This window comes from Exiguobacterium sp. PHA03 (assembly GCF_041945985.1).
Lineage (GTDB): Bacteria > Bacillota > Bacilli > Exiguobacteriales > Exiguobacteriaceae > Exiguobacterium_A.
The window spans coordinates 682,665-698,099 of the sequence record NZ_JAUTYQ010000001.1 but is presented as its reverse complement, the minus strand read 5'-3'; the positions used below and the strand labels follow the sequence as shown (position 1 = coordinate 698,099).

18 protein-coding genes are annotated in these 15,435 nt (G+C 41.0%); 8 read left to right on the top strand and 10 right to left on the bottom strand.

What is annotated here, in order from left to right:
• Nucleotides 1–891 (top strand): M3 family metallopeptidase, encoded by an 891-nt coding sequence (locus Q7C19_RS03635; RefSeq protein ID WP_375091643.1) that lies wholly within the window; start codon nt 1–3, stop codon nt 889–891.
• Nucleotides 892–1,152: 261 nt separating this feature from the next.
• Here the strand turns inward: Q7C19_RS03635 and Q7C19_RS03630 are convergent, their stop codons facing one another.
• A complete protein-coding gene (locus Q7C19_RS03630) occupies nt 1,153–2,427 on the bottom strand; it encodes an alkaline ceramidase (protein ID WP_375091642.1) in 1,275 nt (424 codons plus the stop codon).
• A gap of 83 nt (nt 2,428–2,510) precedes the next feature.
• Here Q7C19_RS03630 and Q7C19_RS03625 point away from each other — a divergent pair, with 83 nt between their 5' ends.
• Nucleotides 2,511–2,756 (top strand): hypothetical protein, encoded by a 246-nt coding sequence (locus Q7C19_RS03625; protein WP_375092141.1) that lies wholly within the window; start codon nt 2,511–2,513, stop codon nt 2,754–2,756.
• 204 nt (nt 2,757–2,960) lie between these two features.
• Nucleotides 2,961–3,347 carry a hypothetical protein gene (locus Q7C19_RS03620; protein WP_290749925.1) on the top strand — a complete coding sequence of 129 codons (387 nt, stop codon included), beginning with the start codon at nt 2,961–2,963 and terminating at the stop codon, nt 3,345–3,347.
• 113 nt (nt 3,348–3,460) lie between these two features.
• Here the strand turns inward: Q7C19_RS03620 and sstT are convergent, their stop codons facing one another.
• From sstT to Q7C19_RS03575, 9 genes are all read right to left on the bottom strand, one after another.
• Nucleotides 3,461–4,732, bottom strand: a complete 1,272-nt coding sequence (gene sstT, locus Q7C19_RS03615; RefSeq protein ID WP_035408270.1) for a serine/threonine transporter SstT — start codon at nt 4,730–4,732, stop codon at nt 3,461–3,463.
• Nucleotides 4,733–5,027: 295 nt separating this feature from the next.
• The gene (locus tag Q7C19_RS03610; RefSeq protein WP_375091641.1) at nt 5,028–6,275 is read right to left on the bottom strand and encodes an MFS transporter; all 1,248 of its coding nucleotides are present in this window, start codon (nt 6,273–6,275) and stop codon (nt 5,028–5,030) included.
• A 217-nt stretch (nt 6,276–6,492) separates the two neighbouring features.
• Nucleotides 6,493–6,876: a hypothetical protein gene (locus Q7C19_RS03605; RefSeq protein ID WP_375091640.1), complete on the bottom strand. Its 384-nt coding sequence runs from the start codon at nt 6,874–6,876 to the stop codon at nt 6,493–6,495.
• 16 nt (nt 6,877–6,892) lie between these two features.
• The gene (locus Q7C19_RS03600; protein ID WP_375091639.1) at nt 6,893–7,201 is read right to left on the bottom strand and encodes a hypothetical protein; all 309 of its coding nucleotides are present in this window, start codon (nt 7,199–7,201) and stop codon (nt 6,893–6,895) included.
• 106 nt (nt 7,202–7,307) lie between these two features.
• A complete protein-coding gene (locus Q7C19_RS03595; RefSeq protein ID WP_375091638.1) occupies nt 7,308–7,988 on the bottom strand; it encodes a hypothetical protein in 681 nt (226 codons plus the stop codon).
• The gene (locus Q7C19_RS03590) at nt 7,960–8,604 is read right to left on the bottom strand and encodes a hypothetical protein (RefSeq protein ID WP_375091637.1); all 645 of its coding nucleotides are present in this window, start codon (nt 8,602–8,604) and stop codon (nt 7,960–7,962) included. The genes Q7C19_RS03595 and Q7C19_RS03590 overlap by 29 nt, the downstream gene beginning before the upstream one ends.
• Nucleotides 8,605–8,647: 43 nt before the next feature.
• Nucleotides 8,648–8,905 carry a hypothetical protein gene (locus Q7C19_RS03585; RefSeq protein WP_290773696.1) on the bottom strand — a complete coding sequence of 86 codons (258 nt, stop codon included), beginning with the start codon at nt 8,903–8,905 and terminating at the stop codon, nt 8,648–8,650.
• Nucleotides 8,906–9,286: 381 nt separating this feature from the next.
• Nucleotides 9,287–10,228, bottom strand: a complete 942-nt coding sequence (locus tag Q7C19_RS03580) for a DMT family transporter (protein WP_375091636.1) — start codon at nt 10,226–10,228, stop codon at nt 9,287–9,289.
• Between the two features lie 4 nt (nt 10,229–10,232).
• Entirely contained in the window at nt 10,233–11,516 is a 1,284-nt protein-coding gene (locus Q7C19_RS03575; RefSeq protein WP_375091635.1) for an NADH-dependent flavin oxidoreductase, read from the bottom strand.
• Between Q7C19_RS03575 and Q7C19_RS03570 the strand changes: the two genes are divergently transcribed.
• From Q7C19_RS03570 to Q7C19_RS03550, 5 genes are all read left to right on the top strand, one after another.
• Nucleotides 11,516–12,391: a LysR family transcriptional regulator gene (locus Q7C19_RS03570; protein WP_290787175.1), complete on the top strand. Its 876-nt coding sequence runs from the start codon at nt 11,516–11,518 to the stop codon at nt 12,389–12,391. The genes Q7C19_RS03575 and Q7C19_RS03570 overlap by 1 nt on opposite strands.
• A 342-nt stretch (nt 12,392–12,733) precedes the next feature.
• Entirely contained in the window at nt 12,734–12,874 is a 141-nt protein-coding gene (locus tag Q7C19_RS03565) for a hypothetical protein (RefSeq protein ID WP_375091634.1), read from the top strand.
• A 346-nt stretch (nt 12,875–13,220) separates the two neighbouring features.
• Nucleotides 13,221–14,165, top strand: a complete 945-nt coding sequence (locus Q7C19_RS03560) for a DUF2268 domain-containing putative Zn-dependent protease (protein ID WP_375091633.1) — start codon at nt 13,221–13,223, stop codon at nt 14,163–14,165.
• A gap of 467 nt (nt 14,166–14,632) precedes the next feature.
• A complete protein-coding gene (gene relB / locus Q7C19_RS03555; RefSeq protein WP_026829710.1) occupies nt 14,633–14,857 on the top strand; it encodes a type II toxin-antitoxin system RelB family antitoxin in 225 nt (74 codons plus the stop codon).
• The gene (locus Q7C19_RS03550) at nt 14,854–15,123 is read left to right on the top strand and encodes a type II toxin-antitoxin system RelE family toxin (RefSeq protein WP_214860488.1); all 270 of its coding nucleotides are present in this window, start codon (nt 14,854–14,856) and stop codon (nt 15,121–15,123) included. The genes relB and Q7C19_RS03550 overlap by 4 nt, the downstream gene beginning before the upstream one ends.
• Nucleotides 15,124–15,435: the final 312 nt, after the last annotated feature.

Below are 15,435 nucleotides of genomic sequence, written 5' to 3'. Positions count from 1 at the left end.
ATGCAACAGCTGACGCAAGCGACATCCTGGAACAGTTATGATGTATGGCATCAAAAGAGTACAGAACGATTTTCATGGGAAACCGCTTGTCGTCTCATCATCGATAGTTTTGCTTCTTCGAGTATCGAGATGGCTTTGTTCGCGACATCGTGCTTCGAGAAACAATGGATACAAGTCATTCCAGATCAAGAGCATGGTGTTTCCTTTTGCGCCTCGTTTCCAACTTCCAAAGCATCTCGCATCTTGATCGCCTACGATGAGAGTCTCGTTTCGTTACTTGCGCTCGCCCATGAACTAGGGCACGCCTATCACAATCACGTGTTGCACGGTGCTCCATCCCTCTTGCGTAGTTATCCGATGTCAATCGCTGAGACAGTATCGACGTTCGCCGAGATGCTTGTCCTTGATCATCTCGATCAGATTGGGGACGCTGCTTTGCAAGAAGATGTTCGGAACCAACGGATTCGCCGCAGCATGATGAACGTTTTGTTTCTTGATGTCCGTTATTTATTTGAGCAGCAGCTATATGAGGCGCACCAAAAACAACAGGACATCGATTTCTCTCTTTTGATGGTGAATACCTATGATGAAGTATTCGGTGGACTCCAGTTGCACCATCCGCGTAGCGCCTGGATATGGACCCCGCATTATTACGTGACGGATCTACCGTTCTATAATTTTCCGTATACGTTCGGATATCTCCTCGCCCTTGGCATCCAGTCGATCGATTCCAAATCAGTGACGGAATCGGTATTACCTGCGATATTACGCGACGGAGGCACTTTGATGATGGAGCGATTGGTGCGTCGTCATCTCGACTGTTCGTTAACGGAACTCTATCAAAATGCACTTCAAAAGGTTCGGTCAGAGTTCCATTTAAATCGCTCATAGCTCTTTCGAACATATCCATTTTTTAGAAAAAATCCGCAAAACCGCTTCTGTAAGCCGTTTTTCCAATAAATCGTATGTTACCCTAATATCATTCGACTCGTTCGAAAATAATGTTATACCTATTCACGGAGGTCTCCGATGCTACAAATGTCTAACTTACTCATTCTGCTCTTTTTATTCATCTTCCTAACATGCGGATTTGTTTTCGCTTTATTCTGGATCATCAAAAAAATCAAGTCGTAATCACAACAACCCGGCCTCTCAAAGGAGAGAAGTCGGGTTGTTGTTCGTTTCATAGAGTTGTCGGATACGATGCACGATGTCGTTTGCCGTTTCCGGTACAGGTGGCATCCAAAGACCCGTCACCGGACCGTAGACGACGGGATTGATTGCCACCTCGTACCCACCATACGGATGTTCTTCCGCTGTCGGCAAATAACCGATGTAACCGTTCGTATAGCCTCCGAAAAAGGCGAGTTCCGTTTGACGCATCCACTTTATCTGTAGCGCTGTCTCACAGAACGGCTCCATCGGGATGCCTGAGAACGACCCTTCGTTTAGTTCAAACAATTGAACTTCGACCGGGATGGTGAGTGTTGCTCCCGATCGTTCCTGAACGTACGCCAACCATCGTGCTGCGCTGACGCCCCATGTCTGTTCAGCGTAAGTTGCCATGTCTTGCAATACGTTCGCAGCCGGTACTTCTGTTAAGCGCATCGGATAAATCACTGACTGAATCCGGTGGTGCGTTAACGGTTGAAACGACACATCCAGAATTGTCATTAAGACGTGTCCGCTTAGAGCAAACGCCATCTTCTGTAGACTTGCTAGGTCACCACGATATTTCGCATTGATGTTCCCCGTCGCGCCTTGAACAATCACGACCGGGCAGCCGAGTGCCTGTTCGAGTAGCGTTCGAGTGACACCCGGATAATCACCGGATAAGACGACACTGTCTGATTTCAAGACGTTCGGATGCGCCGTACAAAAGACGAAAGCTCCGACGAGACCTGCATCACCGGTCCGACGAATTAACAATGTTCCAATTCGGTCATCCGCCACCCCAGACGGATCTGTTCCCATCACCGCTTGTCCATTTATTTTCTCCCGTCGGTTGACTCCGAGTTTTCCGGTCGTCACACCCCAACCCATCTCGACCAACTGCATCACTTCGCTTGCTTTGACCGCAGATACGATCGCTTGTTGCGTCAAAATCGTTTTATAGGCGACGGTCAACGGTTCGTTTCCTGCTGTCGCTGGTCCCGAATGCGTATGCGTGTAAACGACTGTAATCTGTTCCTTCGACACGTCTAGCTGACCCGCGATTCCTTCACGGATGACATCCGTATCGGCGACGAGCAAACCGATGTTATCGATGCTGACGAAGACCGATGTCGTCTGCTCGCTTTCAAAGATACTCGCTGTGACATATAGCGGATCGTGTATGCTTGCAATACCGACTTCTCGGTGATAACCGATGAAGGCAGTACCGAGCGGCGGATTGATTACTTCCCGATGCATTCCAAAACGACTCATGTCTGACGTCCCCCCCTTGAACAACATACTATTTCTTCCATATAATAACATTAACTACAGTAGAGGAGGACATAAAGATGTCGATTCGTTGGAAGGAAGAGATGCTTCAGTTCGAGACGCTTCGTGAAGCAGAAGTCTGGGCGGACTCGATCACGAACGAGATCCATGGTCGGTCAATCACCGGTTATTGCACCCCTGACTTTAAAGTTGCGACGATTCTTACTTTTTATTTAGCGGAAAATCCAGACTATCGCGTACGTTCGGCAACGGTTCACCTCGATGAAGAGATCTATTATCAAGTTTGGGTCGAGATAATTGATTCACTCTGACTTCAAGAATTGTTCCAAGACGATTTCCTGAAACGCGCGTGTCACGGGTGAGCCCCACTTCGACTGTTTTGTGAGCAGATGGGCATACATCGGACAGGATTTAAAACGAATGGAACAACAGAAACCTGTGACCTGTTTTGCCGATAGTCCGTTGTTAAATGGTCGACATGGAGTAACATACAAAAACGGGAAAGAGGTTATGTCATGAAAAGAATCGTTTTGTTATGCGCTCTCTCAATTATAACTGTATGGCCGTTAGCTGCTTGTAGTAATGAAGTGAAAATGCAACATACAAGTGAAAAACCGACAGCACTAGACGTATTAGGAGAAGATTCTACTGCTGACATTTTTCAACTAAATGATACGATCTACAAATCAGATGTAAAATGGGCAGAGAAAACAGAAGTCACTAAGAGTAAAAAAGTCGGAGAAATCAAGAAAATGAGTTCTGATCAATACGATTTTGATAATGGAACTGCTACGAAGCTCTCAAAGGGTACCGTCATATACTCTACGAAAGAAAGGAATGAAATTCTTTTGGTGAGTTTTAAAGGGAAATTAAAAAAATACGTTGCTTTAGGAGAAGGTTAAATGGATTACAACTTGTAGAAACCCCTTATTTCAATCACGAAACGAGGGTTGTCTATAAGAAAAGGCATCCTCAACTGGGATGCCTTTTCTTATTAAGATAATAGCGAATCTGATCAGCCGTTAACGACTTTTTCTGCTACTTCCTCATTCATCGATTGACGATTAATCGAGAGGTGTTCGCCTTCTTTCAACCGTTTTCGATATTCAGCTGTCGCAGTGAACAAGACATCTGTCGACGAGTTTAATGCTGTCTCAAATGAATCTTGCAACACACCGATGACAAATCCGACAGCAACGACTTGCATCGCGACGTCATTCGGAATCCCGAATAAGCTACACGCGAGTGGAATCAAGAGAAGCGATCCCCCAGCAACACCAGAGGCACCACACGCACAGACGGCAGCGAGGACACTTAAAATGATGGCTGTTGGAAGATCAACTTGAATACCGAGTGTGTTTACCGCAGCAAGCGTCAAGACAGAAATCGTGATTGCAGCCCCTGCCATGTTAATTGTTGCACCAAGCGGAATTGAGATGCCGTACGTCTCTTTATCAAGTCCAAGCTTTTTCGATAGTTCCATGTTGACCGGAATGTTCGCAGCCGAACTACGAGTAAAGAATGCCGTGATGCCGCTTTCGCGTAAACATTTGAAAACGAGCGGATACGGATTTTGACGGACGTTGATATAGACGATCAATGGATTAACGATCAGTGCAACGACAAGCATCGTCCCGATCAGTAACCCTAGCAGGCTCACGTAGTCAAGAAGTGACGAGAGTCCGTTCTCTGTAATTGAACCGATGACAAGCCCCATGATACCGAGTGGCGCAAGCTTAATGATCCATCCAACCATTTTCGCAAGTGCATCTGAGAAGTTCGAGATGAACGTTTTTGTAGAATCCGACGCATTTTTAAGCGCTAATCCTAAGATGATCGCCCACGTCAGAATGCCGATGTAGTTCGCTTGGACTAATGCATTGACGGGGTTATCGACCATGTTCAAGACAAGCGTCTTCAGGACTTCGATGGCATTCCCAGGAGCTGTCAGCTTTTCTGTGCTCTCTGTCAATGTTATCGAAACCGGGAACAAGAAACTAACGATGACCGCAATCGCACCCGCTAAAAAAGTACCGAGCAGGTATAAGAAGATGATTGATTTCATGTTCGTTTGCTGTCCCTTTTTATGTTGCACAATCGAAGCCATGACTAGGAAAAAGACCAAAATCGGCGCGACTGCCTTTAGTGAGGAGACAAATAATGTTCCAAAGATGGTCAATGAACTCGCTACTTCAGGAATCGTGACGGCTAAAATAATACCAATGACTAAGCCGATCGCGATTTGTTTCACTAAACTGATTTGGTTCCACATCTTCAACAATTTCATACATTCCCCTCCAGGCTTTCAAAAAATAAGATATTAGAATTCGAAAAATGAGGACTTCTCTCTCTCATTCCAAAACGATGAATGATCTGGTCGCTCACTTTTCAAAAAATTCTCTCAGTTTATTGTTTTCTATTTTTACATAAATCCTAAGAAATAAAAACTAGTTTTTCGCAAGAAATATAATTCCTTTTCCTGGATGTTAAATAAGAATACGAATGCAATCGATTGCATAATTACAAAAAAAGTAGAAGAAGATGCGTTCCTTCTCCTACTTCATTATGTAAACTAAAATGTTTCACAGATGTTGATTGACCTTTATTCTCTCTTCAGCAGTCTTCTCGAATTTAGTATTGACAGGTATCGTTAACGCTTTAAGTGTCGGATGAATTAAGAAATAACCGGCAAAGCCAAAATAGCCGATACCAGAGATCAATAAGATTGCTGTACTAGAAAACCATTCTCCGAACATACCTCCCGCAAAATAACCAAGTGGACTTAACGACCCTAACAGTGAAGAGAGAAACGAAAAACCTGTTCCTAAATAATCAGACGGAAGATTGACCTGAATGAGTGTATATAAATATATACTGTTCACCCCAATACCGATCCAAGCGATTCCGAATAAGACGATTGATAACAGACCAGCATCTTTCATTAAAAACGAACTAATCCAAAACAGTCCGGACAAGAGCGCAGCAATCGGCATGACACGATTGAGAGCAAACGTCTCCAAACGACTTGAAATCAAAGTCCCGATCATCGTTCCGAGTGAAATCGCTGCTAACCAAAATCCATACTCTGCTGACGTCTCAGAAATGATTGGTAACACCGCAAGTCCCATCGTCGCAAGAAAATTCATTCCGATGATGCCATAAATGATGGTCAATAATTTCTTTTGTTGCTTGACAACATAGTATCCTTCTTTGAAGTCATGCTTATACTGTTTCCAAAAGTTTCGTGAGGAAATGGGTTGTTCTCTTTTTGAAGATGGTATTTTGAGTACGAGCAAGAATAAGAACCCGATCCCTAGCAATACGATACTATTCGCAGCGAATACGATTCCGACACCGACAAATAGAATCACAATGCCTGCTAACGCGTCGGCAATCAAATCAAGCGTTTGATAAGAAAAGGCAAACACCGAATTGACCTTCGTCAATTGATCTTTCGATGCCAGGCGTTCGATGAGTGTATTTTCGGTTGGATACGAGATTTCCGCTAGTGTTAACGCTAAATACAACATGATGAACAGCAATGGAATCCAGAGCGTCTCGTTAAAATAGAGTAAAGTGATGAATCCGACTAAAATCGCTTGTCCAATGCCTGAGAAAAACAGGATCTTCTTTTTTGAATAGCGATCGATAATCGGACCATACAAAAATTGAATCGTTACCGGTAACACAGCAATCGTGCTCGTTAATCCAACCAGGAATGGCGAATTCGTCGTTGTCTTGACGAACCAAACGATCGCAATCATATAAAAACTGTCTGATATATTCATCAAAATCCTACCGAGCAACAAAGCTGATAGTTGTTTATTCAACCAACTTCCTCCTCTTCAACAGTTAAATTTAATTGAACTTTATTGTAGAGTAAAGGACTGGAAGAAAAATGTAAAGTGAAAAGTTCAATTTTATTTAACTCAAAGTATAAAAAAAAGTGCTTCTCGTAAATAGAGTCTTTACGATAAAGCACTTTTATATTAGAGATGGCGTTCTAGAATTGCGAAATTTACTGATAACGCTGAAAGCTAATTTAGTTCAATCAGTTATCGCTTCTATCCCTCTTATCATTCGCTTGAATTTCGGATGATCATCAATCCGATTGGTGAAGTTTTGAATCCAGTGTTCTATAACTTCCGAAGCTTCATATCGCTTCATCACTCGTAACATCGTTAAAAATTCCGGTGCATACGCAAGCTCCATCGACTCGACGATCGTCAACCCTTCTAAGAAACACCGACTTGCTTCTTTCTCTTCACCGAGTTCAAGATGCAACATCCCGATATAAAGAATCGTACTTGATCTTGCTCGTGGTTCATCTAACCGCTCGACATGCCTCGACAATAAATCAATCGCACGTCGTCTCATATCAAATATTGCTAACCCAACAGCAGCATGGGTAATCCAATTGTAACGGTTCATAATGAAATTCTACTCCTCAAGAGATAGTTGATTTTTTACGTTTAACAATCCAGAGAACAACGAATAATATCACCTCAAGAATGAAAAATATCCCTACAAAGAAATAAAGACCAAATACCTGACTGAATCCATCTATAGCTACTGCGTAAAACCACGTCAAAGAAATAATGACTGTATACGCGAGATTTACGACTGTACTTCGTAACAAACTCTTTTTTAGACTTTGTGTGTTTCGCGCTTGCGTAATGATGATGACGAGTGCACCAATCGCCCAGACAAGTAAGATCAGTTCTAAAATATATTGATCATTTGGTATGACATCCATTCCCTATTCTCCTTTTCAGTAGACTGACTAAAATGATTTAAGTGATACCTATATTTTACAGCATCAAAAAGTCTTCCAGTCTTCCGAAAGTTAAATGAATACGTTTTTAAAGATCTATGTCAGAATGGTCCTTCATTTTCCTAACCCGAACACTTTCCCCCTGACCGATGTGATCAGTTTCTTCCAAACGGTGCTGTACGACTAGAAGAACCAACACAATTGCTGATATCACACAGATCGTCGCATAATACGGTTGAGCAAATCGTTCCAACTCAATCGCAGATAACACCTGTAAAATCGTCAATCCCGCGAGCATCCCGTGGAAATACCGTTGATAGCTGCGCGGCATTCCGGCTTGTCCAAACGTCTCATACCAGACGAATAAGCCGAGTCCGAACGCGAGTCCGTTTAGGATCGGTGAAGGCAGGAGAAACAGGAGGATTCCGAGACCAAGCATCCACCAGGCATAACGAATAGCTGGCTTAAAGAAAGCAGGATCGAGCGTCGGTTCTTCTTCCTCGATGACAGGCGTTGCTTTTTCCTCTTCGGTCAACAGTCTAAAACCAAGTGCTTCTTTCTCTTCTGCTAACTCGAGCATCCGCTTTTTCATTCCGAAATAGAACGGAAAACGTTCTTTGACAACCTCCCATTCATCCGTTTGACCATCCGCTTGTTCTTGCACGGATACCTGATAGAGCGTACGCCCCATCCAGTAACTGACCCAGTAATCGGTCGTTTGACCATTGTCGCGTTTGAGTTCAATCACCTTGGCTTTTTGATTCGTCATGATATATGATTCCTTTCGTCGCAAGTTCCTGTAATTGTTCTGACGCATACAACAGGAGGATGAACCCTGAGATGAGACAGACTGCTCCGTTAATCGAGAGATTGATCGGTGATAAATAGTTTTTCGATGAGCCGGCTAATGCGAACATGAAAAGTGCTCCTGACCATCGATACATGCGAACATGCGCGGATTTCCCTTCGAGATGCATCGGCCAGAAAAGCATCAGAACGACGAGTGTTATGTATCCCGGAATCGGTAATATATCGGTCAGCGTCAGTAATCCACTCAATAGGACGAGTAAAGCGCTTAAAATGCGCAACTTTATGATCCGTCGATCTGAACGAAAATCCATCACTTCAGACAGAGCAAAAGGTGATCGCATGTATCCATCGTCTAATTTTTCACGTACCCATGCTTTTTTCTGACGATACGCGCGCAAGGGACTTTTGAAGACGATCCGCTTCGTTGCGGACTCCTCATTCGTTTCCATCATATCCTCGCTATCGATCGCCTGCTCTTTTCGGGCAATTCCTTCCCGGCAGAATAAAGTACGCCCTTCTTGGTGAAAGACGATGTGATACACATGATCGTCGACTTGTTTCAGTAATTGAATCATGATTTGAGCTCCCTTTATCTTGCTTTCTAACTTCTTTTAGGTCTCACCAAGCTGCACTGACGGCGTATAAAATGAACAGACCACCTAAGACACAAACGTAACCGTAATGTCTGACGGTCAACGAACAAAATAGGATAACACCAATCGACAAAATAATACTGAGTACGAATGAATCCACCGTGTCGACGCTATCTCCGTGTCCTGCTAAAGGCGTCTTCAACGCATGCTTCGACCGAATGAAATAGATGCCTAACGTTAATAAAAAGAATCCGATACCAAGGCCAAGGAAAGCTAATACCATAGATGTTCCCTCCGGCAAATGTATTTGTTTCGTTTAGTAAGTCATTATGTTTTCATAAAAGTTATTATACAACTAATACATACGATATTTTTTTTATTAAGTTTCAATCACTAACTTTTCTATTAAATGGATAATGTATTTTCGGTTTCATATGTATCTTTTTGCCTAAAATAATAAATTAGTCAGATGACTACCATATAAAATTGAAAACTATCTCTTTAGTGATAAGATGAAGGATTTTGTTTCAACATGACGTCAAGTTTGTAGAAATAAACAGAAAATCTATTCCTAATTTTATGGAATAGATTTTCTGCATACATTCATAGGTCTCTTAGGATTATTTACATCAAAAAGAAAGAGTGGTTCTTAAAAGAATATAGATTACTGCCTTCTTACTTTTCCTGTTCGAGTAATATAGTTTTCTTCAGTGATACTAGCAATATGACTGCTTGCTTTAAGCGAATAAAACAATCCGATAAAGATACACAATATACCGAATAGCTGTAGCCACCTTAGATACACATTTCCGAAAAAAACGTCTAATAAAATAGCCACTGTAGGGTCGACAAAAACCATAGTAGAGACAACTGTCGTTGGTAAATGACGAATGCTATTGAAAAACAGAAAATAAACTATACCTGTATGAATAACTCCGGTTACAGTGACGTACATCCACTGAGAAGTATCAATTGCTTGATAGTTATTAAAATGAATGAATGGAAGTAACACAATCAGACCGATCACCATTTGAATAAAAGTGGTCGCATATACACTAGTTTTTGTAATACTCTTTCCTAATAGCATTGTTGCTGCATAGAAACATGCTGCGATGATGCTGTACACGATCCCCCTCCAGCTTTCTGAAGCAAACCGCACACCATCGGTACCTATAATACTCAATGTTCCAATAAAACAAACTAACATAGATACATACATGAGTTTCGTCTTTTTTTCTTTAAAGAAAAGACTACCCATCACGAGAACAATAATAGGAGCTAAGTGATATAAGGTTATGGCAATTGTAATGGACGTTCTTTCAAATGCTTTAAAAAGAAACACCCAATTACAAACATTCGTCATACCACAACAAGCAATGTATATGAGTTCTTTCCTATTCCATTTTTCCCTTTTAAAGCGTCCAGATACGATCCATGCCATTATAAGAAATACAGCAGCACAAATACATCGAACCCACACTAATTCAATTGCCGGAAGACCTGTAAAAGTTGAAAAAAAGCCAATTGATCCAAAGATAGTCATAGCTATACTTAGTTGAAACAAAGCATTCTTGTTCACGTCTATCTCCCCTTTTTGCTTACACATTTATTCATCGTTGTGCAGGCAATCCATCACGCGTAAGAATATTTTTCCACATTTCATCCGGAATGGAGAGCATTTGTTGATCATCGCGTGACAAGGTCGTACGAATTTCTTCCTCTCTTCCTGCTTTTAGTTTTCGAACCCAATCTGGTTCCATTAATAACTCTCTTCCTAATCCGAATAATGGAATTCCTTGTTCTAATACGTTCAAGGCATCATCTGGTGTGTGTATAGAACCGAGTGACAGAAAACTTGTTCTATCCGCAATCACATCCCGAAAAATCTCTGATCTTGTTTTTGTTTGATTTGAACCACTTCGAGGCATGGACCAAACGTTTTTGACTGAAAGATGGAGGTACGACAAGCCTTGATTAGACAATCGATCTACAAAGGCGATTGTTTCCTCCATGTTCAAACCATTCTTTTCTGGTTCTTCTGGTGAGAAGCGATAACCAATAATAAAATTATTGTTCGCATATTGATCTCGGACTCGTTTTACTTCTTCAATAACAGCTAATGGAAAGGACATCCGTTTTTCTAGTGTTCCTCCCCACATATCTGTTCGAAGATTTGAATATCTCGAAAAAAATTGTTGAATCAGATATCCGTTGGCTCCATGAATTTCCACACCATCAAACCCTGCACGTATAGCTATCTCCGTGGCTCGTCCAAAATCCTGAATAGTAGATAGAATTTCTTCGTGTTCTAACGCACGTGGAACGTAATCATCACTTGAATCCTTGTAAAGGCTCGCCACGATACCACTCGGGCTAACCATTCGCCTTTCACTTATGTATCCGATTAGACTCTCGCTACCTCCATGATGAAGCTGAAGGATTGCTCTTGCTCCCTTTTCTTTTATTTTATTAGCCAACTGCGAAAGACCTGGTATATTGTGTTCTCCATATGCTTTCATTTGACGAGGAAAACTAGTCCCGAGTGATGAAATGGTCGCAGCCGCGGTAATAAACATAGCTGGTCCTTGTGCTCTTCTGCTATAGTAATCCAACTCTCCGGAAGAGACGCTTCCATCTATATTTCCTGAATAGGTGGTCATCGGTGCAACAACGACTCGATTCGCCAAAGTTACTCCATTCGACAAGGTATAAGGTGAAAGGATTTTTTCATACTTCTGATTCATCAATACATCCACTCTCCAATTCTTTTTATTTTTTGATTCAATCTGTCTGTTTTTAGTGTATTTGTAAAAATAAAATAAGTAAAATGAATGTTTTTCATTCTTATCATTTGTATCTCTCATGTATAATACAGAAAAGGATGTGAAGTACATTGAATTTATTTCAATTAGAAGTGCTTTTAAACGTAGTGGAAAGTGGTAGTTTTACGAAAGCAGGTCAAAAGATTGGACTGACACAATCTGGAGTAAGTCATAACATTACAACACTGGAATCTGAACTAGGAGTAACACTTTTGAATCGAGGACGAGGTGGGACATCGTTAACTACTGCAGGGGAATATATTATTCCACACATACGCAATATTGTGACAAACATGGCTCATATAGAGCAAAAAGTTTCTTCTTTGCAAGGATTAGAATTAGGAAAGATTGTTGTTGGGAGTTTCCCAAGTTTTACAGCTACCTTTATACCGATTTTGTTTTCTATATTCAAAGAACGTTTCCAGAATGTTGAATTGGTGTTGTATGAGGGTGGCTATGATGATATTGAAAAGTGGGTGGAAGAAGGTACGGTGGATCTCGGTTTTACAGCATTACCAGTTAAAGGTTTCGAGAGTATAGCACTGACGCAAGATCCTTTATCTGTTGTCGTATATGATGGACACCCTTTTATAGAAAAAGATGTTGTTACGATAGCTGATTTCGAAGAGGAATCATTCATCATGTTACGATCTGGATGTGAAGTCCTTATCGAGGAGGAATTTCGTAAAGCTGGTCTTTCATTACGTACCTCATATAATAGTAAGGAGAATGAAACTGTACTGTCTATGGTGAAAGGAAAATTAGGTATTAGTATTATGCCAAACTTGGCAGTTCCTAAACGGGAGACTCATGTTCATCTATTACCCTTACATCCTCCTGTGGTTAGACATCTCGGATTAATTGTCAAATCATCAGACAAAATGACGCCTCTTTCCAAAGAATTTCTCAAGATCGTGAAAGCACATTTCGATAGTCATGAAATCTAATTGTTGATATTAGGATAGTGCGTACAGATACATTCACTTACGGATAGCACAGATTCAGGAACAAGCGCTTTGTCCATGTACTCCTTTCGAAGAGTTGGTAAGATAAGATAACATTCTGCAGATAGGTAGCACACGATTCGCCTCCTTATCACGCAGTGAGTATATATAATGGATTTGATACGCTATATCGAGTAGAGACATAGTTGATCTACCTCCACCTACGCGTTGCTTAGAGGTGGAGGATTCGTGAGTTATCCAACCCAACGGTTCTACTTCTGGTAGTTTTTAGCCTCAGAGAGTTTCACTTTCTTATTCAAAGCAAGCAATTGACGGCGAGACAGTTTGCGCTGTTCACATGCGATCTTCTTCTCAAGCGTTTGGAAGCAGCGGTCGTTCTTGTATACCGTGCCATCCGATAAGATGGCGAAGTTGTTCAGTCCGACGTCGACGCAGAAGAATGAACCGGTCTTCGGCAGTTCGTGAACCTCCTGTTCGACGAGCAGAGAGACGGAGTATTTTTCAGAGGCGTTACATCGGATGGTGGCATTCAGGATCTTCCCACGACCTAACTCGAGTTGGCGAAGCGGACCCATTTGAGTTTAGGTAATTCCAGACGATTACCGAAAATTGAGTCTTACATTGGATGTCCGTTTTATAAGATTGAACGAGGTTCCGCTACGGCTTGATAAAATCATTATAAATGAACCTCTCACACTAAACTACATATTTTGACTATTAAGAAATTAAATGGTATTTTTATTCTATTGATTATTTATTTTTTAATAATCTTCCATTTTATTCATGTATAAGGTGAAAGGATGATTATGTTTTGAAGAAAATACTTGTACCTTTCTTATGTGTTCCATTAATCGTTTTAACCGCATGTTCGCAAGAGAATCAGAGCGAAAAAGTTAAACCTGAGTCCATTAAGATTAATCATGACAGTGAATTGAATATCGTTCCACTTTACTCACCCTATCAAAAGTACTTAAAAGCTTCACTTGATGATGATACTGAAGTGAGCAAAAAAAATTACATGAACTATGTACTTAGCGATATCGATAAAATTGGAAAAAAAGAAGATTTTGAAACTACTTCCTTAAAAGGTTTCTTCATGATGCAATCAACTGCTTATCCGCAAGCGCTACTTGATCGAATCGAGGCATTGGAGGAACAGCAAGACGAGATTAAAAAAATCATCACAAAAAGTTACACTGCTGCACATAAAGTACTTCCGAAGAAAAAAAGCACGATTTTCATCGTGCCGATCAACTCAGAATATACGTCGATGACCGAACCTATGGGCGGAGTAGCAGCAGGGGCATATAAAGATGCGGTTGTTCTATATATGGATTCGAATTTCGATAAGGATGCTTTAGCTTATACGGTTGCGCATGAATACCATCATTTGATTCTCCATGACAGAAATAAATATCAGATGAACAAATTACTCGATTCGGTCATTATCGAGGGAAAAGCGGATGCTTTTGCTGACCGAGTCCTCAAAGATGTGAAGGCCCCATGGGATACTCCAATGGATGAAAAGACGAAAAAACATGTCGCAAAACTGATTCAAACTGGTGAGGCTACATACGAAGACCTTGTAGGCGGTAGTCCACTAAAAGACATTCCCCGCTGGAGTAACTATAATTTAGGACACGATATCCTCGACCATTATTTTAAATTACATCCAGATTCTAAAATAGAGGAATGGTCCTTTAAAGGTGAAGCTGATCTTTTGAAAGGATACAGATACCAAAAGTTACTTCACTGAGAGAATTATATCTTTGTTGCATTCCATAAAAAAACAGACAGATGGATTACAATAACCGTTTACGTGTTGTAGGGAGATTTTCTCTATCAAACTCAATGACATCTTGAAATAAACCAATACATATGACAAAAACAGATCAAGGTACAAATGCTTTAAACAAATCCATACCTTTTTTTATATTCTGTAATCGATACGTGGCGTCGTTTAGATGCATATTCTATTGTCGGAAACGAGTAGAATAAAAGATCATCGCCTTCCCAAAAATGGTCAAAATAAAAATGAATGAGTATGTTTACTTCAATTTGACCATGATTTAATCCACTTTTTTAATCTAATCGTACTCATCCACGATATTTAAAAGCCGAATTTCAGCACTTCAAAGAATATTCGTTCAGGGTTTCCGCTCTCAACCCTATGTACTAAAACCTTAATATGTATTACAATGTATTACAAAGGAGCTGATAATCATGAGTACCATTTCCGTACGTCTAGATGATCAAGATACACGACTTATCAAGGAATATGCGAAGGCAAAGAACATCACGATTTCTACACTCGTTCGCGATGCCGTCCTCGACCGTATCGAAGACGAAATCGATTTGCAACTCTATCATGATTCCATGGCAGCACACCGTAAAAAATCAGAAGCGATATCTTTCGACGACATGATGAAGGAACTTGATTTAGAATGACAGCTTATAATGTAGAATTCGAGCGCGGGGCTCAAAAATCTCTCAAGAAGATAGACCCACAACAAGCGCGGATCATCATGTCCTGGATCAAGAAGAACCTTGTCGGGACGGATGATCCGCGTCGTCATGGGAAAGGACTCGTCTCGAATCGCTCTGGCGAATGGCGGTATCGCATCGGCGACTATCGTCTGATTGCTGACATCCAGGATGAGAAAGTCGTGATATTGATTCTTGAGATTGGACATCGTCGGGATATTTATAAATAAAGCATCTAAAACTCATATCTTAGGAAGTACATGATAATCAATCAAAAGCCTTCTCTTTTTGACGATATGATGAAGAAGCTAGAATTAGAATGACAACATATACAGTTATTTTTTTAGGTGTGGATTCAAACCTCCCTTCAGAGGGTGGATTACTAAAATAAAGATCATGATGTCCTAGTTAAGGCAAACTCTGACTAGAACTGATGATTCGCGTTTTATGTAAAATAGATAGAACGTGTCATGAATCGTTGGATGAATGACGACACAGCAATAGTGAAGGTTTCCGAATCACTAACATTTAATAAGAATTGG